Origin of the sequence: Ruminococcus sp. XPD3002, assembly GCA_900119535.1 — a bacterium.
GTDB lineage: Bacteria > Bacillota > Clostridia > Oscillospirales > Ruminococcaceae > Ruminococcus > Ruminococcus flavefaciens_H.
The window spans coordinates 176,158-201,762 of record FPJT01000002.1; the positions used below are offsets into that span (position 1 = coordinate 176,158).

Here is a 25,605-nt window from a genome sequence, read left to right on the forward strand (position 1 = left end):
AAAAGATGGAAAAGGATCGTAAGTCATTTGAAAAAGAGCTATTTGAAAAATACATAAGTGAAGGCTACTGGCGTCAGGAGACACAGTGGGACAGACTTGCCGCACAGGCTGAAAGACTGCCTGATAAGCTTGCGGTTACTGACGATGAGCGTTCACTGACATTTAGTGAACTTTTGAACAGAAGCAAGGCGTATGCAGCTTACTTTCTGTCTATGGGACTGAAAAAAGGTGATGCGGTAATAGTACAGCATCTCAATGCGGTAAGTTTTGTGGAAATGCTGTATGCCTGCTATGCGGTAGGCTTACTGATACATCCCATGCTTATGTCATACAGAGAAACTGAAATAACCGGTGTTATTGAAAAACTCAAACCGTCACTGTATATATCTGCGGATAATTATATGGGATTCGATTATGCCGCACTTGCAAAAAAGTGCATAGCTGAAAGTGATCCCGGACTTAAACTGCTTACAGTAAGTGAGTTTGAGAAAATCGACCTCAGCGGATACGATCTTGACTCTATGACTTACGAAGCACCTGTATTTACCGACTCTTCCATCATTGTTTCCTCAAGCGGTTCAACAGGCATCCCGAAACTCATAGACAGAACTCATGCAAATTACATCCATTGTCAGATGACTTGTGCAAAAAGCATTGATATGACAGAGAATGATATAGAATTTATTCCCATGCCGCTTATGCACTGCTGGAATCTTTGCGGACCGGGGCTCGTAGGTTCGCTCAGTGAGGGCTGTACAGTTGTGCTTTCAAAGTATAACACTCCCGACGAGATAATGCGCCTTATCGATAAATACAAGGTAACGGTAGTTGCACTTGTGCCTGCGCTTATACAGGCTTGTATAGAATACAGGAAGTATGATGAGTCTGAGGATATATCATCCCTGAGAGTTATACAGGCAGGCGGTTCTATCTGTTCTCCCGAGCTGGTCTCAGAGGCTATGGATTCACTGGGATGCGTGGTTCAGCAGATATACGGGATGAGTGAGGGCTTTGTAAGTGCAACGAAGCTTGATGACGAGCTTGAAACTATAGTTACTACTCAGGGTTATCCTGTCTCCGAAGGTTCTGAGATGAAGCTTGTGGATGCTGACGGAAATGAAGTTGCGGAAGGTGAAACAGGCGAACTTCTTGTCAGAGGTCCGAGCGTTGTAACGGAATACTATATGAATCCTGAAGCAAATGCACGTTCGTTCACAGACGATCTGTTCTATTGCACGGGAGATGAGGCGGTACTTGTTCAGAACGGCAGGATAAGGATACTTGGCAGGGTAGTAGAACTCATCAACAGATGCGGAGAGAAGATAACTCCTTCCGAGGTTGAAGAAATGCTGATGAAGATAGTTACTGTAAAGGAAGCTGCGGTTGTAGGCAAGAAAGACTCTGCGCTTGGTCAGAGGATATGTGCGTATGTCACGGCTGAGGACAGTTCGCTGGATCTTGCAGCGGTAAGAAGAAAACTCAGTGAAATGGGACTTGCTTCATTCAAGCTTCCTGACAGGTTTGAGATATTGTCTGAAATGCCGCATACAGGTGTAAACAAAATAAACAAGAAGCTGCTTTCGCAGAAAGAGGATCGGGTGTAAAAATGGAATTATTCAGAGAAGAAATATTGTTTGATATCGTGAAGGGATTTATCCCTGATTTTTCAGAGAGCAAGAAGGATGATGACCTTATTGAAATGGGCCTCACTTCGATACAGATAATGAATACAGCAAACAGACTTAAAAAATACGGAGTGAAAATACCTGTATTTGAACTCGGAACAAAACCTGTATTCAGCGAATGGGTGAAGCTTGCAGGAAAGTATGGAAATAATACAGGACTGAAACCACAGGAAGCTGCATTGGCTCCTGCAAAGGCTGAGGAATTTCCGCTTACCGATATACAGAAATCCTACTGGTTCGGGAGAAACATGACCAAGAACCTCGGTAACGTAAGCTGTCACGTTTATCTTGAACTGGACGGCAGCGGCATCGAACCTGAAAGGCTTCAGGATGCATGGAAGAGGATATTCGGATATCATCCGATGATGAGAATGACTATAACTCCTTCTGGCAATCAGCGTATACTTGAAAAATCGCCGTTCGACAAGCTGGATGTTTTTGATCTGAGGGAGCTTTCGGCTGAACAGGCTGAGGAAAAGCTGCAGCAGATACGAGATGAGCGTTCACAGCGGAAGCTGAAGATCGACAAGGGAGAGACTGCGGGACTTGCACTTTCACTGCTCCCTGATAGTAAAACAAGAATACATTTCGACCTTGATCTCATAGCTGCTGACGTTATGAGCTTCTATATCATAATGAATGACCTTTGCAAGCTCTATATAGGTCAGGAACCTGATGCTCCGAAGCACTGGGATCTTGCAGCTTATGCAGAAAAGCAGCAGAACGATCTTAAGGACGATATCGCAGAGGCAGAAAGATTCTGGAAGGAAAAGGCTCCGTATATGCCCGGAAGACCTGAGCTTCCTGTAAATGAAGGCGCGCTTGAAAAGGAAAGCTGTACATACAAGCGTCAGGTATACAGGATAGAAAGAAGTAAATGGGAGAAGTTTGAAAAGGCTTGTGCAGCAAATAAGACTACTCCTGCTATGGCACTTCTGACAGTTTATGCTTCTGCAGTTGAGAGATGGTCCACTGAAGACAGATTCCTTATCAATATCCCGATATTCAACAGAGATACGAATATAGAAGGCATAGACAAAGTTGTTGCGGACTTTACAAATCTTCTTCTTGTTGATGCCGACTGCCGTATCAGCGACAGCTTTGAAGCAAGAACAAAGAGGATAGGTGATTCATTCCGTGAGAACCTTTCCTACAGTGCTTACAGCGGAGTTAAAGTACAGAAGCTGATAAGAGATGCAAGGCAGGATACCTCAGCTCCCGTTGCGCCTGTTGTTTATTCCTATACTATAGGACAGAAGCTGCTGGATGACACATGCCTTAACACATTCGGCGAGCTTGGATTTATGATATCACAGACTCCGCAGGTCTACATCGATTTCCAGATAGTTGAAGCAGGAGACACTATAATTTTCTCCTTCGACTCTCCTGAGGAACTCTTCGAGGATGCCGTTATAGAGGGTATGTTCAGCGATATGAACGCTATGTTTGAACGTATCGCTGAAAGCGGCGGAGACTGGAGCTTTATTTTCGCAGACAGCGAACCTTCATGTGTACCTGAGAATTATGTGCTTCCTGAAAATAACGGACTTATCCATACAGGAATGCTTGAATATGCGGAGACCGCACCTGACAAAAAGGCTCTTATTTCTGCTGCGGACGGAAGTTTCATGTCCTACGGCGAACTTAAAAGCGAAGCACTGAAAACAGCTGCACTCCTTGCAGAAAACGGCATGAGACCGGGTGATGCTGTTGCTGTTACACTTGACAGAGGCTTCGGACAGATAATAGCTATATACGGTATACTCTGTGCAGGCGGTCATTATGTACCTGTCGGAACGCACCTTCCTTTTGAACGCCGCAAGAAGATATACGAACGCTGCAACATAAAAAATGTTCTCACAGATAAGAAGTATTCCGAAGAACTCGATTATCCCGATGGCATGAAGGTCATAGATATCGCAGGCAGAGACGGCTGCAACGAAGCTTCACCATATGCTTATCCCGACAACAAGGGCGTTGCCTACATAATACTTACATCCGGTACAACAGGCGAACCTAAGGGCGTTGTTGTAACTCATTACAATGCCGTAAATACCATAGACGCAGTCAACAGGGAATATGGCATAAGCGATAAGGATTCGGCACTTGCAGTTTCTGCGATAGATTTCGATCTTTCTGTATACGATGTGTTCGGAATCCTCGGAAAGGGCGGAACTCTTGTCACACTGGACAATCACACTGCAAAGGATAACATGGTATGGCTCAAGGCAGTTGAAAAGTATGGAATTACAGTATGGAATTCCGTTCCTGTGCTTATGGAGATGCTGCTTATGGGCGCGGAATCGCTTTCACATGAAAAGCTGCCGCTCAGAACAGTTATGCTTTCAGGTGACTGGATAAGCCTTGAACTGCCTGAGAGAATAAACAGAAGAACCGATAATTGTGCAGTAGCTGCTATGGGAGGAGCTACTGAGGGCGCTATATGGTCCAATCTTTACAAAGTAACTCTGCCTCTGAGAAGCGGATGGTCTACGATACCATACGGATATCCTCTTGACGGACAGCTTTACCGTGTTGTTGACAAAAACGGAAGAGACTGCCGTCCTTATGTAAAGGGCGAGCTTTGGATAGGCGGAAGCGGCGTTGCAGCAGGTTATGCAGGTGATCCCGAAACAACGGCAAACAAGTTCGTTGAACGTGATGGACTGAGATGGTACAGGACAGGAGACTTCGGAAGATACCGCGAAGAAAACCTGATAGAATTCCTCGGACGTGAAGATGCACAGATAAAGCTCAACGGTTACAGAGTGGAGCTTGGCGAAATAGAGAGCATGATGTCGGGAATGGCGCAGATAACCTCATGCGCAGCAGTATTCGACAAGAAACACGAAAAGATAGCTGCGTTCTATACAGGTGAAGAGCTTGACAATAATGTGATACTTGATACTATCCGTGTTGAGGTCCCCGAATATATGCTGCCTTCGCTGATAATGCATCTTGAAGATATGCCTGTTACAAAGAACTCCAAGATAGACAGGAAGAAGCTTACATCAATGGCTGAAGAAGCAAACGAGAATACTGCTTCTGAAACCGATGAAATAACCGAGGATACTGAATTCACCGCTATACTGAAGGAACTCTTCGGTACATCATCAATAAAGATGAATGCAGGATTCATCGCCAATAACGGCGACTCGATACAGGCTATGAAGCTTGCAACATGGCTTCAGGAAAAGATGAACGTTGAGATAGACGCTTTCGATATCCTGAATGTTGACGCACTCAGTGAGATAGAGGGCGAGATAAACGAACAGCTTTCCGCAAATAAATTCAGTGTATAAGGAGAAGGTATGAAACTCGATAAGGAAAAACTGGTTTTCTATAAGGATAAGGACGGAAATACCGAATTCCGACTTGCAAATATAACAGCTTTCTTCGCAGAGGGAATGAAGTTTTACAGCGGAGAAACGATACCGCCCTTCTGTCTGTATATTCCTGCCTGCCTCAGATTAAAGGGCATAGTTGATGAAGACCGCATGAAATATGCTCTTACCGAGCTTGTCAGAAGGAATCACGCTTTCAGGATGAACCTCGTGAAAGATACGGGCAGAGAAGGATATCGCTTCAGAATAATCGAAAACCTTGATTATCACGCTGAAATAGAGTATCTTCCCTCGGATGATCCCGATGAGAATATGGAATACGCAAAGAAAGCTGTTACTGATATCATCTATAAATATCCCGATCTTGAAAATGAACTGCTTTTTACTTTCAAGTTCTACAAGCTCGGAGAAGAGGACTATTTCCTCGGACTTATTATAAATCATGTTATAACCGACGGACATTCCGTCGGAAACATTATGAATCAGCTCCTTAAAACTTACCTTGACATTGAAGATGAAAAAATGTATTCAGGCGACGAATTCATGGATTTCTATCTTGCTCAGGCGGCAAGCCGTACAGAAGATACCGAGAAGAAGTATAAGGCTTACTGGAAGGACGAATTCGCCGATCTCCCTGCTATTGAACTGACGGACAGAAAGGGTTCCCATGATTTTAAGGAAAGTGATTTCTATCTGGCGTTCGAGAAAGCGCCTGTGCAGGAATTCTGCCGGAACAACAATGTGACTTTTTCCTCCGTGATCCTCACCGCAGTTCATTACGCACAGACGGCAGTTTACGGAGAAAGAGACACTGCGATAACATATTCAATGGCTAACAGAAGCAAGCTGTCCCATTTCACTACAGTGGGACCTATGGTGCAGATGATATCCCACCGTCTTGATATTGAAGAAGGTGATTCGTATTCGGATATATTGAAAAAGACCGGCAGGAAGATAGCAGAGAACGTTAAAAATCAGAACACATGGAACGAGAACATAGGCGCAAGCAGATTTATGCTGACTTTCATGAATCAGGGCGGAGTAGAAATGGTTTCTTCTCAGGGGGACGGAGTTGATGAGATACAGTTCATTCCCGGACTCAGGACCTCTATGTGGCAGGTTCCCATGATAGTGAACTGGGATCTTTATTTCTTTGTTCTGTTCATCACAGAGACCAACGGAATGATAGAGATAGGCTTTGCTACAAATCCGAAATATGTGCCTGTTGAGGATATCACCGCTTTCAAGGATAGTATAACAAGATGCATCAATAATATGATGAGCGGCATATCCGATACTGTAAGATTTGAGGACTGATGATAATGACTGAAGAAATGACAGATTATTTCAGAAGCATAAACGAAAGCTTCTATCGGGACAGGATCGAATGCAGGGGAAGGATAGCTGTTATCGGTGCAGGACTGCCTCCCGAGCTGATATACTGTTTTGACAGTTCTCCGCTGTGGATACTGAGCGGAACTCCTACAGAAGCAAGGGAATGTGACAATGTTCCTAAGGATGCGGATGATCTGAGCAGATCGATTTTCGGACTTCTTCGTTCGGACAGACTTAACATAGAAGATCTTGATGCGGCAGTAATACTTATCGGTGATGATAATTCCCGTAAGCTTGCATGTGAACTGCGCGAAAAATGCAGAGTTATAACGGTCGATATGCCTGCGATGTATCAGTCGGATGATGTTAACGGATACTGGCAGAAAAGCCTTTACGGACTGTTTGAACAGCTTAAGAAGACAGTCGGGATAAAACGCGGCAGTATCAGAGGTGCTGTTAGCTTCATGAACAGCGCAAGGAAACAGGTAAGACGTCTTGTGGCACTAAGCAGAAAGCATCCCGATATTATCGAACACGGTGATATCATGACAGTTGTGAACTCTCTTTACTGCAGCCGCAATAAAGAGGAATGGCTCGAAAAGCTTACTGCTCTTAATGACAGCATGTCAGATAAGGAAGAGAATACAGCGGTTTCGTCCGATCCGGGAGTGATACTTGTGGGTTCGCCTGTATTTTATCCTAACCACAAGGTGATAAGGCTGTTCAGAGAGACGAATATCCGTCTTCTCAGTTGTATTGACCCTGTGATGCAGCTTTACTTCGACAAGGAAATGAAGACAAGAAAGACCGACTATTCACAGTTCTACAGTATAATCAGAAATTCAATAGGCAACATAACTCTTTCAGGATATCTTGAGACAGACTACACTCTTAACAGGTTAAAGGATGAGATAAACTCTACAAGACCGGATGGAGTTATTTTCCATGTCATCCGCGGAAGAAAAACCGAGGACGCCGATTCGGTACACTACGAGAAGCTGTGTGAAAGATGCGGCATATCATACTTCAAGATAGAAACGGATTATCAGGAAAACGATATCGAACAGCTCCGCCTCAGAATAGAGGCTTTTCGTGAGATATTGGTTTGATGAAAGGATAAAAGATGTTCAATTCATATCGCAGAAATCTTATAGGCGCTCTTGCTATGATACTTATATTGGTCATAGCGCTGAGTACTTCCGTCATATGCATATGTTCATTTGACAGGACCATCAGCCTTAACAAAAATAATAACGGCGGAGAGCATCTTGGATATACTTTCAAGGATGATTCGCTTACACTTGATATTCCGTCCGGAGCGGATGAAAGCAGCGTAACATGGTATTATCTTACAGAAGAAACAGGCATCAACGAAATAACAGACGGAGCTTATGAGGGATGCTCAGCATTCCTTGTAGTGCTTGACGAAAGATCGGCTGACGGAATGACGATCCATGAATACGCCAAAGCTGTGACCGATGCAGGAAGCGGTCATTATGCAAAGCCAAACGCTTTTGATATGGAAACCGTACCCTTTGAAGTTGTGATGAATGCAAAGGAGATAACCAAGGAAGAAGACATAACAGTCTGGCTGAACGGTGAACCGCTCCGCAATGAAGAGGTAATGCTCAGAACGGTCAAAGGGGAAAGGAAAGTCTCCACAGATAAGAACGGAACGATCAAATTCAGCTCGCTGAAGGAGATACCCGGAGGTCTTACTGTTACCTATTCAGACGGCAGCGATAAGTACATTTTTTTCCTTATCGCACAGCACAGCGAAAGGTCATGGTATGGCTTCAGAAAGGGAATAGTTCCTGTACTGCTGCTCTTAGCCGTATCAATTGCGGGAATAGCTGCGGTGTTGATAATAAGAAGGTTCCTGTTTGGAGGCAAAAACAGATATGATGTGTCTGCCTTTGCAACAAGAAACAACAGAAAGGATACTTTCTGGCGTATAAGAGACATTGTCCATATCATATCCTTTATATTTATTTTCTTCGGATCGTATTTCTTCGGATTCAAGGTATCAAATTCGGATATACCCGTTTTTGCCTGCGGCTGGAATACGAATCAGTTCATCCAGTGCGGAAGCTGCTATTATATAAGCCACATTTCTTACTGGATGTCTGATCCGAAGGATTCGGTTGAGATGTTCAAGGGCTTCATGGATCAGATGAACTGGAGCATTAAGGACTTCATGCTCTGGGGTACAGGCTGGTTTGTGGGAATGCTTGCTGTAACACTCCTTTTCGGCAGACTGCTTTGCGGCTTTATATGCCCTATGGGATTCATACAGGATAAGCTGTGCGACCTGAGACAGGCTCTTCACATCAGAGAGATAAAGATATCCGAAAAAGGATATAAGGTACTCAGAGTCATACAGACGGAAATGGTCATCATCTTTGTGGGACTTGGCTTCTTCGGCATCGATTACTGTCATTTCTGTCCTGCTGCGGTCGCTACATCACCTGCGTTCGCTGGATTCAGGATAAATGTGTATACCAGCCTTATCACAGCCTCTCTGGCAGTCATAGGAAGCTTCTTCAAGGACAGATTTTTCTGCAACATCTGTCCGCTGGGCTTCATTATAGGATTGTGCCACAAGATATGTCCTGTTAAGATAAGAAAATCAGGAACAGCTTGTACAGAGTGCGGCGCATGCTATGATGCCTGCCCTGTCGGCATAAAGTCTATATATACAGAGCATGAAAAAGAGGACCTTACCTGCAAGGAGTGTTTATTGTGCGGAAAGTGCGTAAACCAGTGCCCCTGCAGCGGAGCTTTGTACATTACCGTTTTCGGCAAGAAGATATACGAATCGTCTGCGGATAAATTCCTGAAAAGACAGATAAGAAAGAAAAAGTGATAGACTATGAGTTCAAACGTTACTATTGGCGAAGAAGCTCTGAATAAAAGAGCGGAAGAGAGATTCGTCCGTAAGACTGCAAGAATATCTGCGAAGTATCTCAGAAGCGTCAGAGAAATGAACAACGTTCCTGAAGCAATGGCTCCATTCTGGAATGTTCTTGAGGACGTTTATGTAAACAACAAAAAGATATTTGAAGAGTCGGCACTGAAAACCGTGGGAACATACTGCGTTATGGTCCCCGAAGAGCTTGTCTATGCGGCAGGAGGAAAACCTGTCAGGATATGCAGCGGAAATCACGTTGCACTTCAGCTCGGAGAAGAGATACTTCCGAAGGATGCTTGTCCGCTTGTCAAGGCGGCAGCAGGAAGCATAATGCCGAATAGTATGGCGTATCTCGGAGATTGCAGGTATTCCGTTATCCCTGTAACCTGTGACTGTAAACGAAAGCTTGTTGATAAGCTGAGGGAATTCCACAGCGTTCATTCTATGAGGATACCTTCTGCGAGTCAGGATGACGGTTCTATTGAGGAGTATGTGACCGAGCTTTATAAGCTTAAGGATTACCTTGAAGAAAATCTCGGAGAAAAAATAACGTACAAGAAGCTGTATGATGCGATTGGCGAGACCTACGCAACAGCTCTTGAAACGGAACGCTTTTTCCGTCTGAAAAGCCGCTTCCCGAGCGTTATACACGGTATACATTCGATAATGCTGTTCAACGCCTACACTTACATGAGACCTGAGGAATGGCGAGGACATCTCAGCGTTCTTAATGACGAGCTTGAAAAAAGGATAGATTCAGGAGTGAGTGCGGCAAGAAAGAACACTCCGAGAATTATGCTTACAGGTTCGCCGATGATATTCCCGAATGTAAAGATCCCCTATATCATCGAAAGTTCCGGCGGAGTCGTTGTAGCTGATGAGACCTGTATAGGCGAACGCGGTTATTCGGATGTGCCTGTTATCAATGACTGCTCAATGGACGGACTTATGCATGCCCTTGCAGTAAAAGCGATACGTCCCTGTACCTGTCCCGTGTTTGTGGATACGGATAAGCGGCTTTACAGGATAAAGAAACTCATAGAACGCAATCAGGTGGACGGAGTTATATATCATGTGCTTCGCGGATGTCTGGTTTACGACTATGAATATCAGCGCATAGAGGATATGCTCGAAAGCATGGGCGTTAAGGTATTAAGAGTAGAGACCGATTATAGTGAAGAGGACGTTGAACAGCTTAAAATTAGACTTGAAGCGTTCCTTGAAGTTATAAAATTCTCAAAGTAAGGCAGGTGTGATCATGGATTATTATATGGGTATCGACGGCGGTTCTACATATGTAAAAGCCGCACTGATACAGAAAGACAGAATAGTGGATACAATGATAGCTCCCACAGGTATTGACAATCCCGGAACAGCAAAGCGTCTGCTTGAAGAGATAACCGCAAAAAACGGTATCACCAGGGACGATGTTAAATATATCATGGCAACAGGCTACAGCCGTAAGATCATTGATATAGCCGATGATGACGTATCCGAGATCACTGCACATGCATGTGGTGTAAAGCTTACGGCTCCGAAGGAATTCAAGCCGGGACTTATAATCGACATTGGCGGTCAGGACAGCAAGATAATCTATCTTGACGCAAATTACAGGGTAAAGAATTTCACCATGAACGATAAATGTGCGGCAGGTACGGGAAAATTCATGGAAGTTATAGCGCAGATACTTGAAACGACTATCGACTGCGTAGGTCCTATATCGCTCGAAAGCAAGGCGCCTTGTGAGATAAACAGTATGTGTGCGGTTTTTGCGCAGTCTGAAGTAATATCGCTTCTTGCAAGAAAATATGCCCGCGAGGATATACTTGCCGGTATGCACTACTCGATGGCAAGACGTATCATCCGAATGATAAAAAAGCAGGAAATGAACGGTGATATCCTCATGACAGGCGGCGGAGCGCTCAATACAGGCCTCCGACAGGCTTTTGAGGACGAACTTATGAAGGATATATTCGTTGCATCACATCCGCAGTTCAACGGCTCGATAGGTGCGGCGGTACTTGCAAGCGAAAGGAAGCGAGATGAGTGATAAGGCATATATTGCAACTCTGCTCACTCTCGTGCTGATAGGAAGCAGATGCGGTATCTCATGCAGTCCGAATATAGGCATCGTACTTTCAACGAATGTACTGACATATGCGGATAATGTGAAGAAAGCTTTCGTATCATATCTTGCTTTTTATCTGGGGAAACTTTCTTCGGTTATCGCCCTTTGCATGACCGCACATTTTGCAGGCGAGATACTTGTAAACTTTCTCGGATCAATAAACGGAGGAAGCGTTAATATTTTCCTTAAGGCAACTCTTGTTGCGGCAGGTATATATTACATCATAACATCACTCCGAAAAAAAGGCGGATGCGGAGGAAACTGCGGCGGCTGCGGACAGATGTGCATGAAAAGCAGTGATAAGGACACAAGGTTCATTTCGCCTTTCATGATAGGTCTTGCTTACGGAATAACGCCATGTGCTCCGCTCATACTGCTTCTCACCGAGTCCCTTGCAATGAAGGTGTGGCAGAAACTGCTTGCATCCGTTATATTTACAGCGGCAAATGCTGTATCGCCTGTTATTCTCATGATGATAATAGCGGGAGTTGTATCAAAAAAGTCGGAATTTGCAAAGGCTGATACAGGAAATATAATGAAAATGATTTCAGGAGCGGTCATGATAATATCAGGACTCACTCTTAAGATAGTCTGAAACTGCTTATGCGTGATAGGAGATGAAACGCTTTATGACGGACTGGATAAGAGATAATATTGCTTCGGTCATATTGTTTGCAGTGGTTCTGATCATACTTGCTGCGGCTTTGAGAAGCAAGATAAAGTCACACAAACAAGGCGGCTGCGGATGCGGATGTGCAGGCTGCAGCGGCTGTTGTATAAAATCTGATAAGGAGGAAAAAAACAATGAAACTGACGGAAACCAAGCCTGATAGTCACGGCAGGATCGTAAGTATCAAGGGCGATGACCGCTTTGTGAACCGCGTCACAGCCATTGGTATAACAGAGGATGTTTCGTTTCAGGTAGTAAGAAATGACAAGAAAATGCCTGTTCTGATCTATCTCAGGGAAACACTTATCGCACTGAACCGTGATGATGCTGAAAGGATCGAGGTAAAAATATGAATACGAGGATAGCACTTTTAGGTCAGCCAAACTCAGGAAAATCTACAGTATATAACGCACTAACAGGCTCACATCAGCATGTCGGAAACTGGCCGGGAAAGACGGTCGAGAAAAACGAGGGTTCATTCAGCTATGACGGAGTGAAGTATTCACTTATCGACCTGCCCGGAAGCTATGGCCTTACAGGTAACTCTGATGAAGAGGTCATAACAACCGACTATGTCAATTCAGGAAAAGCCGACCTTGTCTGTGTTCTGGTGGATGCCTCTCAGCTTGAGAGGAGTATGTTCATGGTATCGGAATTTACAGCGCTTAAAAAGCCTGCCGTACTTGTACTCAACATGATGGACGTTGCCGAATCGCAGAACAAGAAGATAGATGCTGAACTGCTTTCAAAAAGGCTCGGCATACCTGTGCTTGCTTTCACCGCCGCTGACGGAAAGGGATATGACAAGCTGAAAAAGCTTCTTGCTGATGGTCTTGCTTCACCAAAAATGATCAGTTCCGAACCTGAATTCAGCCGTGAAGCAGGAATGATGGATAAGAGCAAATCAAAGTATAAATGGATCGAAAAGATACTGAACGGTGTTACAAAAACTGCTTCTCCCGTATACAAGACCGCAAAGTTCGACCGTATCGCACTGCATCCTTTCTGGGGAAAGGTCATATCTGTACTTATCATACTTACAGCGTTTATGGTCGCAATGATGATATGGCTCCCATTTGCAAAAACTTCGATGAAAATACCTGCGGCACTTGGTCAGCCTATATCCGATCTGCTTCAGGGCTGGCACGTAAATTCGTGGCTTACGTCGGTATTCAGTCTTATCCTTCCGAACGTTGTTGCGTTTGCGATATCCATGGCTTCATTCGTTCTGGGAATAAATATAGTCTTTGGTTTCCTTGAAGAAATAGGATTCCTTGCAAGAGTTGCATATCAGTTTGACGGCATGCTCTCAAAGCTTGGTTTACAGGGCAAGGCTGTCTGCCCGCTTCTTATGGGATTCGGCTGTACCATAGGCGGTGCAAGCGGTACGAGAGTAATGGATAACTGGGGACAGCGAATGCTCTCAATGGCAGTTGTATGGGCAGTTCCCTGCAGTGCTATATGGGGCGTTGTACCTGTTATCTCGGGAATGTTCTTCTCACCTGCGGGCACAATGCTTGTATGTCTCGGAATCCTTGCATACATGGTGGTCATGATAGTTATAGTATCGAAGGTGTTCGGAGCAAAGCTTGCACCGAAGGCTTCAAGAACAGGTATGATAATGGAGCTTCCCCCTTATCATAAGGCACACTGGGGACATATCCTCAAGGAAGCACTGCTTAAAGCATGGGATATTTTCAAACGTGCTCTCAGTACTGTTGCGATAGTATCACTTATCTTCTGGCTTCTCCTTTACAGTTCATCAGGCAATATCGAGGACAGTGTGCTTTACAAGGTAGGTACTGCGATAGAACCTGTGACCAAATTCTTCGGCATGGGCTGGCAGACCTTTATGGCATTCCTCAGCTCGGCATTTGCAAAGGAAGCAACTCTCGGTGTACTCAACTCTGTATTCGTCGGACAGAACACTGTAGTTGATGCTGCATTCAATGCAAAGCTCGGTGTCGGCGACAATGCAGCTCTTGCAGATGTGATAACACAGAGTATCTCAAAGGCGGAGGCACTTGCATTCATGTTTGCATGTACATTCAATGTACCATGTGTAATGGCTCTGTCAACTACATACCGTGAATCACATTCACTTAAATGGACTGCAAAAGTAGCGCTATTCTATATCGGAGGTGCACTTGTACTTTCCTGCATCATTTACCACATTGCTTCTATATTCATGTAACAGAATTATCCGCAGCGCACATTCATGAACGCTGCGGATAGTCGCGTATAAATAATGCGTATTCAATAACCGGGTTTTGTTCGGGAAGCGCAAATTTTTTATAAAATATGGGATCTGCACATCACATTCACTTATGCCGTGCTGATTTTGTCATCTGACAACTTGAAATCGGATGAAACAAGCTGTATTATACTGATTTCAGACTGTTGGACAGAGATTAAATATATAACAGGAGATGATCTTATAATGGAGAAAAATGAAAAGATCGATGTCATGAAGATTATCGATCCCTATGCCAGGAAATGCAAGGGAGTTCTGACTCTGGGAAGGCTCCTTGCTGCATTGAGTGCCTTTGTTGCACTTATTCCTTTCTATGACATCTGGAAGATACTAAAGGTAGCCCTCAACGGCGGTGAAAGGTCCGAGATGAGCTCTCTGGGATGGCAGGCAGTTATTCTTACAGCGGTATCAATGGCACTGTATATATGTGCGCTCTGGTGTACTCATGTTGCGGCAATGCGTGTACAGGCAAATATGAGAAGCTCGCTTATGAGAAGGATACTGACGCTTCCGCTGGGAGTTTTTGACCAGTCTGGAACAGGAAAACTCAGAAGGATATTCAATGGAGCTGCCTCTGCTGTAGAGACATATATCGCACATAATCTGCCTGATAAGGCAGCCGCAGCCGCAACTCCAATAGGACTGCTCGTGCTTTTCGTAATTTTTGACTGGAAACTGGGACTTGTATGCCTTATTCCTGTTATACTTGCTTTTGCCTGCATGATGCGTACAAAGGGCAAGGTTATACAGCAGAAAATGTCTGAATACCAGAACGCCCTCGATGTTATGAGCAGTGAGGCTACGGAATATGTCCGCGGCATATCGGTAGTCAAGATATTCGGACAGTCGGTGGATTCCTTCCGCAGGTTCAAGAAAGCGATAGATGATTACAGCAGCTGGTCTGTGACATATACCAAGCTCATGCGTCCCTCTATGGTGGGATATCTCACATTTGTAAATGCGATATTCGCGTTTATCGTAGCGGCTGCATTTGTTCTCATAAAGGGCGAAATAACTACTGATATCATCCTCAACTTCACATATTACATTATCGTTACTCCGCTTCTTACAGTAACTCTTTCAAAGATAGCATATTCAGGCGAACAGGAAATGACACTGATAGATGCTTTAAGAAGAATAAGTGGTATTCTCGAGATAGAACCCCTTCCCGATGCAGAGAGCAAGGCTCTTCCGAAGGATGATTCGATTACTCTTGATAACGTGAAATTCAGATACAAAGAGGACACTGATATGGTGCTCAGAGGACTTTCCCTTGACATACGCTCAGGTGAACATATAGCGCTTGTAGGTCCAAGCGGCGGAGGAAAGTCAACAGCCGCAGCACTTATATCAAGATTCTTTGATGTTACGGAAGGCGCGATATACGTTGGCGGAGTCAATATAAAGGACATCCCTCAGAAAGAACTGATGAAGAAGATATCTTTTGTGTTCCAGAACAGCAATCTCCTTAAGACTTCAATACTTGAAAATGTACGTCTTGCACGACCAGAGGCTTCGGAAGAAGAAGTAATGAAGGCTCTTGAAGCGGCACAGTGTATGGACATAATAAACAAGCTTCCAAACGGTATACATACAGTTATAGGTGCGAAGGGAACTTATCTCTCAGGAGGCGAGAAACAGCGCATAACCATTGCAAGAGCTATACTCAAAAACGCTCCGATAATCATACTCGATGAGGCAACAGCATTTGCCGATCCTGATAATGAGGCACTTGTACAGGCAGCAATGGAGGAGCTTTCAAAAGGCAAGACTCTCATTATGATAGCTCACAGATTAAGTACTGTTACAAATGCTGACAGGATATACGTACTTAATGAAGGTGTTGTTGCAGAGAGCGGAAGCCATGAGGAACTTATGCAGAAAAACGGCATCTATGCAAAGATGTTTGATGAGTATACACGTTCGGCAGAATGGAGGATCAGAAGATGATTGAAAAATTAAAGCGTAAATATGCTCTTTCGGACCGCGGTGCAGCCGATATGATCAAGGCTTGCTTCTGCGTTGCATTTACGAATATAGTTCTGATGCTTCCTGTTGCGGTACTCTATAAGCTGATTAAGGATATGATGGATAACGATCTTTCAAAGAGTAAGATACCGCTGTATCTCATTATGTGCTTAGCTGTGATAATACTTATGGCGATCGCACACCATATACAGTACAATGCATCGTTCCTTGCAACTTACACCGAAAGCGGTGTAAGAAGAATAAGTCTTGCAGAGAAAATAAGAAAACTTCCCCAGTCTTTCTTCGGAAAGAAAGATCTTACAGATCTTACAACGACCATGATGGGGGACTGTACACAGGTAGAAACTGCTGCAAGCCACTGGATACCCGAAATGATCGGTTCGCTGATATCGACGGTGATAATCGGTGCTGCAATGTTCATATTCTTTGACTGGCGTATGGCACTTGCCTGCTTCTGGGTAGTACCTGTATCATTTATTGCTATATGGTTATCATCAGGCATGGAGAAGAAAGCTGCCGAGCATAATTCAGAGGCAATGCTTGAACTGGAAGAAGGAATACAGGAGTGCCTGGAATCAGTAAAGGATATCCGTGTAAATAATTATCAGGACAGATATATGGAAGGTCTTGATAAAAAGATCGATAACGTTGAAAAGCAGGCGCTAAACGTTGAGATAAAGCTTGGAATAACTGTCAATATCGCATCTATAATCCTTAAGCTCGGTATCGGTACCACTGCCCTTGTTGGCGGACTTCTTTTCGCAGGCGGAGAAATAACTATCCTCACGTTCTTCCTGTTCCTTATGCTGGTATCAAGATTCTATGATCCTATGGAAATAACACTTCAGAATTTTGCGGCTATTATTATGACGGGAATACAGTGCGAAAGACTTAACGAGATACTTGATCATGAAGTTCAGCAGGGCGAACAGAGACTTACCAATAACGGCTTTGACATAGAATTTGATCATGTTTCATTTTCATACGATGACGATACAGAAGTTCTTAAGGATGTTTCATTCACTGCTAAACAGGGAGAGGTCACAGCACTTATCGGACCAAGCGGCGGCGGAAAGACTACAGTATCAAAGCTTGCAGCACGTTTCTGGGACGCTAAAAGCGGAACGATACGTCTTGGCGGTATGGATGTTTCAAAGATAGATCCTGAAACACTGTGTTCGTTGTTCTCATTTGTTTTCCAGGATGTTACACTGTTTAATAATACTGTAAGAGAAAATATCCTTATAGGTAAAAAGGGTGCAACGGATGAGGAAATAAAGAGAGCAGCAAGAATGGCGAGATGTGATGAATTCATCAGCAGGCTTCCCGATGGTTACGATACTATGATAGGCGAAAACGGAAGTGAACTTTCAGGCGGTGAGAGACAGAGGATATCCATAGCAAGAGCATTGCTGAAGGACGCACCTGTAATACTTCTTGACGAAGCTACAGCGTCCCTCGATGTTGAAAACGAGACCGCTATACAGCAGGCGCTTTCGGAGCTTATCAAGAACAAGACAGTTCTTATCATCGCGCACCGTATGCGTACTATTGCAGATGCAGATCATGTTGTAGTGCTTAAGGACGGAGTTACCGCAGAAGAGGGTTCACCTGCAGAACTCATAAAACAGAATGGAATTTTCAAGCACATGACAGATCAGCAGCTTATTTCACAGAACTGGAAAATGTAATGTATGCTTTCATATGCAGCTCCCTATATGGGAGCTGTTGTTCTTGTAAGTGTTAAATATATTGTTCCCACGATGAATACATGGAATTCTGCTTCAAATCAGGTCTGACGATCGGTATTGAGAAGAGAATAGACAGAACTTGCGTATAAAAGTAAAAGCCCGGCTATTATAATGCTTCAAACAGCTGCCTGAACTGTTTATCATTCTTCTTCAGGCAGACAAGGAAATATCTCACCTCAGCCTCTTCGTCTGTAATGGGAACTTGAATACGGCCTGAACTGCTTCCGAAAAACTCATTTGCAGTATCTGTGCTGAATGATGGCAGAACAGAGGCATTGACGATCTCGTCGAAAGTAAAGCGGTCGTTTTGAATCAGAAATCTGGAATGGGACATCTTTCTGACAGCCATATCGTGCCAGAAACCGATCTCCGACATCAGCAGGAAGTTCTCGCCGTCAAGGTCGGAGAAAGACAGCGTGGCTTCATTTGCAAGCCTGTGCGTCGGAGGAAGCGAGAAGAACAGCTTTTCCGTTCCGCAGGCGGCGCTGACGTAGTGTTTATCTTCTGGCTGAAAATGCAGCACGATCAGCTGATACTGCCCGTTGTGGAGACCTTTCAGCAGCTCTGTTTCCTCTGTGATCTCCGTCTGTATTGTCATTGTCGGGTATAATTGCGACAGCAGGGGAGTCAGTTTCCATATGGGTGCGGGCGCACAGACGCCAAGCGAAATCGTCCTGCGGCTGCGGTCAAAGTCCCGCACCTGCTTTGCAATGCTGTCTATCTCTGACAATGCTTTCACGGCAAGTTCAGCGGTCAGTATACCATTTTCGTTTAGTTCCAGCTTATTGCGGCTGCGTACAAACAGTGGTACACCGATATCTTCCTCCAGCTTTCTCATATTACGGCTCAGCGCAGGCTGTGAAAGATACAGCCGTTCGGCAGCTTCGGAAAGTGTACCGTATTCTTTGAATGCGGAAAGCTGCCGCAGTAGATATAACTCCAACATATCATCACCTCAGTATGATTATGATTTATAGCAGTATCCAATATTAGCATTCTACAATTTCCGGATATTATGCTATAATATGCTTGTAACAGGATATTTGTTCTTATTATAACACAAACCAGTATCAAAAACAATACCGGAAAAGAGGGATCATATGCCGGAGAGAAAATTTCTGACTGTATTCTTTTCATGGGGTGGACACACAAGAAAGGCTGCAAAAATGATCGCAGAAACAACAAGCAGCGATCTATTTGAGCTGAAACCGGAAAAGGCGTACTCAAAAATATACCCCATATGTGCGGCACAGGCGAAGAAAGAGCGTGACAAAAACGTCCGACCTTCCTTTCAAGATGACATTGCGGATTTATCAAAGTATACCGACATTGTGATCGGCTATCCTGCATGGTGGTATACATGCCCGATGATCGTGCTTAGTTTTCTTGAACAGTACGACTTCACTGACAAGAATGTGTACCTCTTCAATACCCACGGCGGAAGCGGTTCTGTCGGCACGGACGACGTAAAGAAGCTGTGCAGGGGAAATGTTCACAAAAGCATTGACGGAAATCACCTGACAGAAGCTGCTGTCAGAGAATGGCTGAGTCTATAAATACAATACAAGGAGGATCTTATTATGGAATTCGTAACACTGAACACAGGAGCAAAAATGCCACTGGAGGGCTTCGGAGTATTTCAGGTGCCCGATGCGGCTGTCTGCGAACAGGCTGTATATGACGCGATCAGGACAGGATACCGCCTTATCGACACTGCACAGGCTTATATGAATGAAACGGCTGTCGGAAAGGCAGTTAAGCGTGCGATCGCTGACGGACTTGTAAGCCGTGAGGAACTATTCATCACCACGAAGCTGTGGGTATCCAACATGAAAACAGAGGACGGCGCCTATGCTTCTTTGAAAGAGTCCCTTGAAAAACTTGATATGGAGTATATCGACCTTATCCTTATCCATCAGCCTATGGGCGATTACTTTGCAGGCTACCGTGCACTTGAAAAAGCTTACAAAGAGGGCTGGGTAAAGGCGATAGGCGTATCGAACTTCTATCCTGCTATCCTTGCGAATTTCTGTGCGAATGTAGAAATCATGCCCGCTGTAAATCAGGTAGAGCTGCACCCGTTTTTTGCGCAGGACAGTGCGATCACGCTCATGAAGGAATACGGTATCGTACCGCAGGCATGGGGACCTCTCGCAGAAGGCAGACACGGTATCTTCACCCACCCTGTACTGACAGAGATCGGAGCAAAATACGGTAAGACCGCTGCTCAGATCGCATTGAAATGGAACGCTCAGAGAGGTGTTTCGATCCTACCAAAATCCGTTCATGTGGAGCGTATGGAGCAGAATTTTGATATATGGGACTTCACACTTTCGGACGAAGATATGCATAAGATAGCTGAACTTGATCTTGGACACAGCGAGATAGTTGACCACAGCGATCCTGCATTCGTAAAGATGATAAACGGTTTCAAGATCTGAGGAGGATAAAGCTATGTACTTAGAAAATATCAACAGCCCTGCCGACATCAAAAAGCTGGAGGTTTCCCAGCTTCAGTCACTTGCGGACGAGACAAGAGCCGCACTCATCAACAAGATAAGCAAAGCAGGGGGACATCAGGGACCGAACCTTGGTGTTGTGGAGCTTACAGTTGCTTTTCACTACGTTTTCGACTCACCGAAGGACAAGATAGTATTTGACGTATCACACCAGTGCTATCCGCACAAGATACTGACAGGCAGAAAGGAAGCCTTCCTTGACGAGGCGCATTTCGGTGATGTGACAGGCTATACCAATCCGAATGAAAGTGAACACGATATGTTCATTGTCGGTCACACATCCACTTCTGTTTCCCTTGCCCTCGGACTTGCAAAGGGACGTGACCTGAATAAGCGCAGTGAGAATATCATAGCACTCATCGGTGACGGCTCACTGTCAGGCGGTGAGGCTCTCGAAGCTCTTGACTATGCAGGCGAGTACGACAAGAACCTCATTATCATCGTCAATGACAACGACCAGAGTATCGCTGAAAATCACGGCGGACTCTACAAAACGCTGAAAAAGCTCCGTGAGTCCAACGGTACTGCCGAGGACAATCTCTTCCGTGCAATGGGACTGGATTACCGCTATCTCGATGACGGCCACGATACCTCAAAGCTGGTTGAACTGTTTGAGAGTGTGAAGGGCATCGACCATCCTGTTGTTCTTCATATCCACACTATCAAGGGAAAAGGCCTGCCCTACGCCGAAAAGGACCGTGAAAGCTGGCATGCAGGCGGTCCCTTCCACGTTGAGGACGGTTCACCGCTGTATCCCAATGAGGGCGGAGAAAGCGTTGTATTCAGCAGCCTTAAGAAACTGCTGGACACCGATGAAAAGGCTATCGTCCTTAATGCCGCAACTCCTATGGGACTTGGCTTTGTGAAAGGCGTCCGTGAGGAATACGTCGACCGCGGACAGTTCATCGACGTCGGCATCGCAGAGGAAAATGCAGTCGCTATGGCAGGAGGCATTGCACGAAACGGCGGTACAGCGGTATTCGGTACATTTGCGCCGTTCTATCAGCGTACATACGACCAGATGTCTCACGATGTATGTCTGAATGACAGTCCTGCAACTTTCCTGATACTCAGTCCCGGCGCATACGGCATGAATTCCAACACACATATTGCACTTTGCGATATACAGATGTTTGCACATATCCCAAATCTCATTTACCTTGCGCCTGCAAGCAATGAGGAATTCGTGCAGATGTTCAGATACGCTACAACTCAGAAGGAGCATCCCGTTGCTATCAGAGTGGTGGATAACCTGAAATCAACAGGAATCGCTGACGATACCGACTACTCCGTTCTGAAGAACAAGACAGAACGTAAGGGCAGCAAGGTCGCTCTCTTTGCAGTTGGCGGACTTGTTCCCATGGCGCTTGAAGCTGCCGACAAGGTGAAGGAGCAGACAGGTGTTGATATTACGGTCATCAACCCGAGATTTGTCAGCGGTGTGGACGAGGAACTGCTGAACACGTTAAAAGCCGACCACAGCCTTGTTATCACCATTGAGGACGGTGAGGTCATGGGCGGTTACGGACAGAATATCGCTTCATTCTACGGCGATTGTGATATGCGTGTACACTGCCACGGCATTTCAAAGGCTTTCCACACAGAATTCAAGGCAGATGAACTGCTTGATGCTCACGGTATCTCTGCCGAAAAGCTGGCTGCTGAGATAATCTGTGGGCTGAAATAATAATGTATTTCACATGAAAAGAAGTCCTCTTATTAAAGGACTGCCAATGTGAAGATCTGCGAGTTTTTTGGAATTCCTCTTCAAATCATGTGTGACGATCAGTATTGAAAAGTGAACATATAATAGAGGCTGCTGGCATCGTGTGATGTTGTTAACACGGTATCAGCAGCCTTTTTCTCATGTAATCATACTGTTCAAATACTAATATCTGTCACGACCCATTCATTTTCCTCCAGCGGATAGGCATTGCCGCAGAACGGGCAGTCTTTGTTCTTTGCCGCATCGAAGCTTGCGCTGCATGATGGACAAGTTACAGCCATGACAGAAAAACCAAGATCGGTAGGCTTTTTGATAACTTTCCGCAGACTCATGCGTATTTTGTCAGACTCGCGGAAGATTTTACCGCTGCGGTAGTGCAGGCTGTCGGTATAAAACGTGAGCGAAACATCGCAAACACCGTCTTTGATGCTGTATTTGTTAACGCCTGAATTATGGTAGGTAATATCCACGATCTCACGAAGTTTTTCCGGGATCGGTTTGTCGCAATGGCAGATGGTCAATTCCTGCGGATTTTGGCTGTAGAGCATGAGCTTCAGAAGCGACATGGACTTGTCACGGAAGTATTCTGTTGAAAAAGTGGGATCAAGCGTATGCATCTTATTACAAAATATCAGTGACTTCATCATTTTACTGCCGCCACGGGCGTTCTTACCCATCAGTTTTACTGAGCCGATACTATTTACAATGAACCACGCAACGACACCAAACATAGCGCCGGGAATAATACTTCCCAATATACCGGATACGCTTTCGCTCCAAAGGCGGGGATCATTCAATGTTCCGGTGAAGGCTTTGAACAACGTCGAAAGAATGAAAATTGCAAGAAAGAAAGCGGTACAGCCCAAGATATATTTTTTGATCTCCCTTGTGTCGAAGAGTTGTTTGCCGTCTTCTTGGATGAAGAAATGCATCACCTTCGGATACAGTTCATCCATGAGGAATTTAGTGTTACAGAATTCGCATCCGGATTCGAGCTTACCAAGTGTAGACGGTGCACCGCAGTTCGGACAGCTCATCGCAGTGTCAGGAGACGGAACACTTCCGTTTTTAGGATTCTGTATTACAATGGTCAGTCCGCCCTCAGCGTCACTGTTGTAGATCTCATTCTGCGAATTGCGGATGTTCGTGGTGATGTGTTTGCTTCCGCCAATGATGGAATTCACAAAGACGCTGTCACCGTAGGAAAGCGATCCGACGCCTCCATTGCTCACATCTGGTTTCCTGATCTGTATTTCCATACTAAGTCCAAGTGACTGAAGTTTCTGTTTTTGCAGCTCCAGCGTGAAGCGAGTGTCCTGACTTGCAAGCTCAGGGGTGTTTCCTTTGCTGTACCAGTCGGAAAGCTGTTTTGCAAAACGATGATAATGCTGCTTCATTTCTTTATTGTCTGAGCGGTTGTTACTTAATCCATATTCTTCCATAATGTCATTTTCTCCATTTCTTCCTCGGATTCGGAAAGCACATTTCAAACTGTTTGGATTATTACAACTTTTTTAAGCACTTAACTCTATCCTCGATCGCATTTTTTGATTAGCACTGTTTTTCTCTATTTTCAGGCTGTTTAACAAGTGTCAGTATTTCTGCACACTTAAAAGTTAAAAAGCAGTTTTAAGTACTAAAAATCGAGTGTTTAAATAGACTGATTCCTGAGCTGTATAACGCCAATTATCCGCAATAAATAGCCGTTTTAAGATTCCTGCCTTGACAGCAGAATGTCGCACTCAACGGGCAGTTTATTTGGAAATGTGTCTTTATTCTTATAATATCAGAAGTCCAAACTCTTGTCAATATATAATGTGCATGTATTATAGACACTATATTCCTCGCTAATATTCTCTGAGCCTGCGGTAGAAAGCATTGGTCCGAAGACATTAAGTAATAAATATATTGTTTCCACGATGACTGCTTGGAGTTCCGGCTTGAATTTGCTGTTCAGTATGTACAAATGAAAACAGCTATTGACAAGTGACCTATCGTTCGCTATAATATACAGTGAACGATAGGTCACTCTTTATTATCGGAGGTAAATATGGCAAAGGACACAAAGGAAAGAATACTCGATGAAGCGCTAAGGCAATTCTCGCAAAAAGGCTATGACGGTACGAATATCCGTGAGCTGACCGCCTCGCTGGGACTTGTGAAGTCTTCCATGTACAAGCACTTTGACAGCAAGGAGGAGATCTGGAACTCTTTGCTCGACAAGATGATCGCATATTATGCGGAGCATTTCGGTTCGGCGGAAAACCTTCCGCCTGTACCCGATTCGCTTGAGGGACTTGTTGCAATGACGATGCATATGGTCGATTTCACTGTACATGACGAGCGTGTTGTAATGACGAGAAAGCTCCTTACAATTGAACAGTACCGTGATGAACGTGCAAGTCAGCTTGCGACAAAGCATTTTCTGACTGGCCTGACCGTGATGTTCACACACATTTTCAAAGGCATGATCGACAAGGGACTGCTGCGGAATGATGATGCGGAAATGCTTGCCTTTGCCTATACTGCACCAATTTCGGCGCTGATACATCTTTGTGACCGTGAGCCGGAAAAAACAGATGCAGCAATATCGCAGATAAAAGCATTCAGCGAGCATTTTGTATTGACCTTCGGTATTCGTAACGGCGGTGAACAACTATGAAAAAGGTAATATATATCCACGGCAGAAACGGCAGCGCCGATGAAGCTGAGATATACAAGCCCATATTTTCGGGATATGATATCATCGGGCTTGAATACAAATCAGAAACACCATGGCAGGCAAAGACAGAGTTCCCGAAGCTGTATGATGAGATATGTGCAGAAAGCAATGAGGTCATACTCATAGCCAACAGCATAGGCGCTTATTTTGCTATGCATTCGCTGGCAGAAAAGAAGATAAACAAAGCATATTTTATATCACCCATTGTTGATATGGAGCGTCTTATCCTTGATATGATGAAATGGGCAGGTATCGGCGAAAAGGAGCTTGCACAGCGTGGTGAGATAAAGACCGACTTCGGGGAAACGCTTTCGTGGGAATATCTTTGCTATGTCAGAGAACGCCCAATAAAATGGCACATTCCCACAGAGATACTTTACGGCGAAAATGACAATCTGACCAGCCTTGAAACGATAACTGCATTTGCTGAAAGGACAGGCGCGGAACTGACGGTGATGTCCGGCGGTGAGCATTGGTTTCATACCGAGGAGCAGATGCGGTTTCTGACAGAATGGCTGACGAAAAGGAGATAAAACAATGACCGACCGCTACCGTGACATAAAACAACTGC

At 44.7% G+C, this 25,605-nt stretch carries 20 protein-coding genes; 18 read left to right on the forward strand and 2 right to left on the reverse strand.

Annotated features, from left to right (window positions below):
• Positions 1–5 precede the first annotated feature (5 nt).
• The 13 genes from BT127_RS02235 to BT127_RS02295 all read left to right on the forward strand — a co-directional run bounded on the left by BT127_RS02235 (position 6) and on the right by BT127_RS02295 (position 18,007).
• Positions 6–1,604 carry an AMP-binding protein gene (locus tag BT127_RS02235; protein ID WP_075423399.1) on the forward strand — a complete coding sequence of 533 codons (1,599 nt, stop codon included), beginning with the start codon at positions 6–8 and terminating at the stop codon, positions 1,602–1,604.
• A gap of 2 nt (positions 1,605–1,606) precedes the next feature.
• Positions 1,607–4,987, forward strand: coding sequence for a non-ribosomal peptide synthetase (locus BT127_RS02240; RefSeq protein WP_075423400.1), 3,381 nt, complete (start codon positions 1,607–1,609; stop codon positions 4,985–4,987).
• A gap of 9 nt (positions 4,988–4,996) precedes the next feature.
• A complete protein-coding gene (locus BT127_RS02245) occupies positions 4,997–6,346 on the forward strand; it encodes a condensation domain-containing protein (protein WP_075423401.1) in 1,350 nt (449 codons plus the stop codon).
• 5 nt (positions 6,347–6,351) lie between these two features.
• A complete protein-coding gene (locus tag BT127_RS02250; RefSeq protein ID WP_175541898.1) occupies positions 6,352–7,473 on the forward strand; it encodes a 2-hydroxyacyl-CoA dehydratase family protein in 1,122 nt (373 codons plus the stop codon).
• A gap of 14 nt (positions 7,474–7,487) precedes the next feature.
• On the forward strand, positions 7,488–9,230 hold the full coding sequence (locus BT127_RS02255) for a 4Fe-4S binding protein (protein WP_075423403.1): 1,743 nt from the start codon (positions 7,488–7,490) through the stop codon (positions 9,228–9,230).
• A 6-nt stretch (positions 9,231–9,236) separates the two neighbouring features.
• Complete coding sequence (locus BT127_RS02260; protein ID WP_075423404.1) at positions 9,237–10,520, forward strand: 2-hydroxyacyl-CoA dehydratase subunit D; 1,284 nt, start codon at positions 9,237–9,239, stop codon at positions 10,518–10,520.
• 13 nt (positions 10,521–10,533) lie between these two features.
• Positions 10,534–11,325, forward strand: coding sequence for an acyl-CoA dehydratase activase (locus tag BT127_RS02265; RefSeq protein WP_075423405.1), 792 nt, complete (start codon positions 10,534–10,536; stop codon positions 11,323–11,325).
• Positions 11,318–11,998: an urease accessory protein UreH domain-containing protein gene (locus tag BT127_RS02270; RefSeq protein ID WP_075423406.1), complete on the forward strand. Its 681-nt coding sequence runs from the start codon at positions 11,318–11,320 to the stop codon at positions 11,996–11,998. Before BT127_RS02265 ends, BT127_RS02270 begins: the two co-directional genes overlap by 8 nt.
• A 34-nt stretch (positions 11,999–12,032) precedes the next feature.
• Entirely contained in the window at positions 12,033–12,233 is a 201-nt protein-coding gene (locus BT127_RS02275; RefSeq protein ID WP_075423407.1) for a FeoB-associated Cys-rich membrane protein, read from the forward strand.
• Entirely contained in the window at positions 12,208–12,426 is a 219-nt protein-coding gene (locus tag BT127_RS02280) for a FeoA family protein (RefSeq protein ID WP_075423408.1), read from the forward strand. Before BT127_RS02275 ends, BT127_RS02280 begins: the two co-directional genes overlap by 26 nt.
• Positions 12,423–14,267 (forward strand): ferrous iron transporter B, encoded by a 1,845-nt coding sequence (gene feoB / locus BT127_RS02285; RefSeq protein ID WP_075423409.1) that lies wholly within the window; start codon positions 12,423–12,425, stop codon positions 14,265–14,267. The genes BT127_RS02280 and feoB overlap by 4 nt, the downstream gene beginning before the upstream one ends.
• A gap of 246 nt (positions 14,268–14,513) precedes the next feature.
• A complete protein-coding gene (locus BT127_RS02290) occupies positions 14,514–16,277 on the forward strand; it encodes an ABC transporter ATP-binding protein (RefSeq protein WP_075423410.1) in 1,764 nt (587 codons plus the stop codon).
• Positions 16,274–18,007 carry an ABC transporter ATP-binding protein gene (locus BT127_RS02295; protein WP_175541899.1) on the forward strand — a complete coding sequence of 578 codons (1,734 nt, stop codon included), beginning with the start codon at positions 16,274–16,276 and terminating at the stop codon, positions 18,005–18,007. Before BT127_RS02290 ends, BT127_RS02295 begins: the two co-directional genes overlap by 4 nt.
• A gap of 166 nt (positions 18,008–18,173) precedes the next feature.
• Here BT127_RS02295 and BT127_RS02300 read toward each other — a convergent pair whose 3' ends face one another.
• A complete protein-coding gene (locus BT127_RS02300) occupies positions 18,174–19,013 on the reverse strand; it encodes a LysR family transcriptional regulator (protein ID WP_075423412.1) in 840 nt (279 codons plus the stop codon).
• A 154-nt stretch (positions 19,014–19,167) separates the two neighbouring features.
• Between BT127_RS02300 and BT127_RS02305 the strand changes: the two genes are divergently transcribed.
• The 3 genes from BT127_RS02305 to BT127_RS02315 are packed head-to-tail and all read left to right on the forward strand — an operon-like array spanning position 19,168 to position 22,273.
• A complete protein-coding gene (locus BT127_RS02305; protein WP_075423413.1) occupies positions 19,168–19,623 on the forward strand; it encodes a flavodoxin in 456 nt (151 codons plus the stop codon).
• A 24-nt stretch (positions 19,624–19,647) separates the two neighbouring features.
• Positions 19,648–20,508, forward strand: a complete 861-nt coding sequence (locus tag BT127_RS02310) for an aldo/keto reductase (protein ID WP_075423414.1) — start codon at positions 19,648–19,650, stop codon at positions 20,506–20,508.
• A 13-nt stretch (positions 20,509–20,521) separates the two neighbouring features.
• Entirely contained in the window at positions 20,522–22,273 is a 1,752-nt protein-coding gene (locus tag BT127_RS02315) for a 1-deoxy-D-xylulose-5-phosphate synthase (RefSeq protein ID WP_075423415.1), read from the forward strand.
• A 194-nt stretch (positions 22,274–22,467) separates the two neighbouring features.
• Here the strand turns inward: BT127_RS02315 and BT127_RS02320 are convergent, their stop codons facing one another.
• Positions 22,468–23,754 (reverse strand): hypothetical protein, encoded by a 1,287-nt coding sequence (locus BT127_RS02320; RefSeq protein WP_075423416.1) that lies wholly within the window; start codon positions 23,752–23,754, stop codon positions 22,468–22,470.
• Between the two features lie 608 nt (positions 23,755–24,362).
• Here BT127_RS02320 and BT127_RS02325 point away from each other — a divergent pair.
• Positions 24,363–24,974 carry a TetR/AcrR family transcriptional regulator gene (locus tag BT127_RS02325; RefSeq protein WP_075423417.1) on the forward strand — a complete coding sequence of 204 codons (612 nt, stop codon included), beginning with the start codon at positions 24,363–24,365 and terminating at the stop codon, positions 24,972–24,974.
• Entirely contained in the window at positions 24,971–25,567 is a 597-nt protein-coding gene (locus tag BT127_RS02330; RefSeq protein ID WP_075423418.1) for an alpha/beta hydrolase, read from the forward strand. Before BT127_RS02325 ends, BT127_RS02330 begins: the two co-directional genes overlap by 4 nt.
• Positions 25,568–25,605 lie beyond the last annotated feature (38 nt).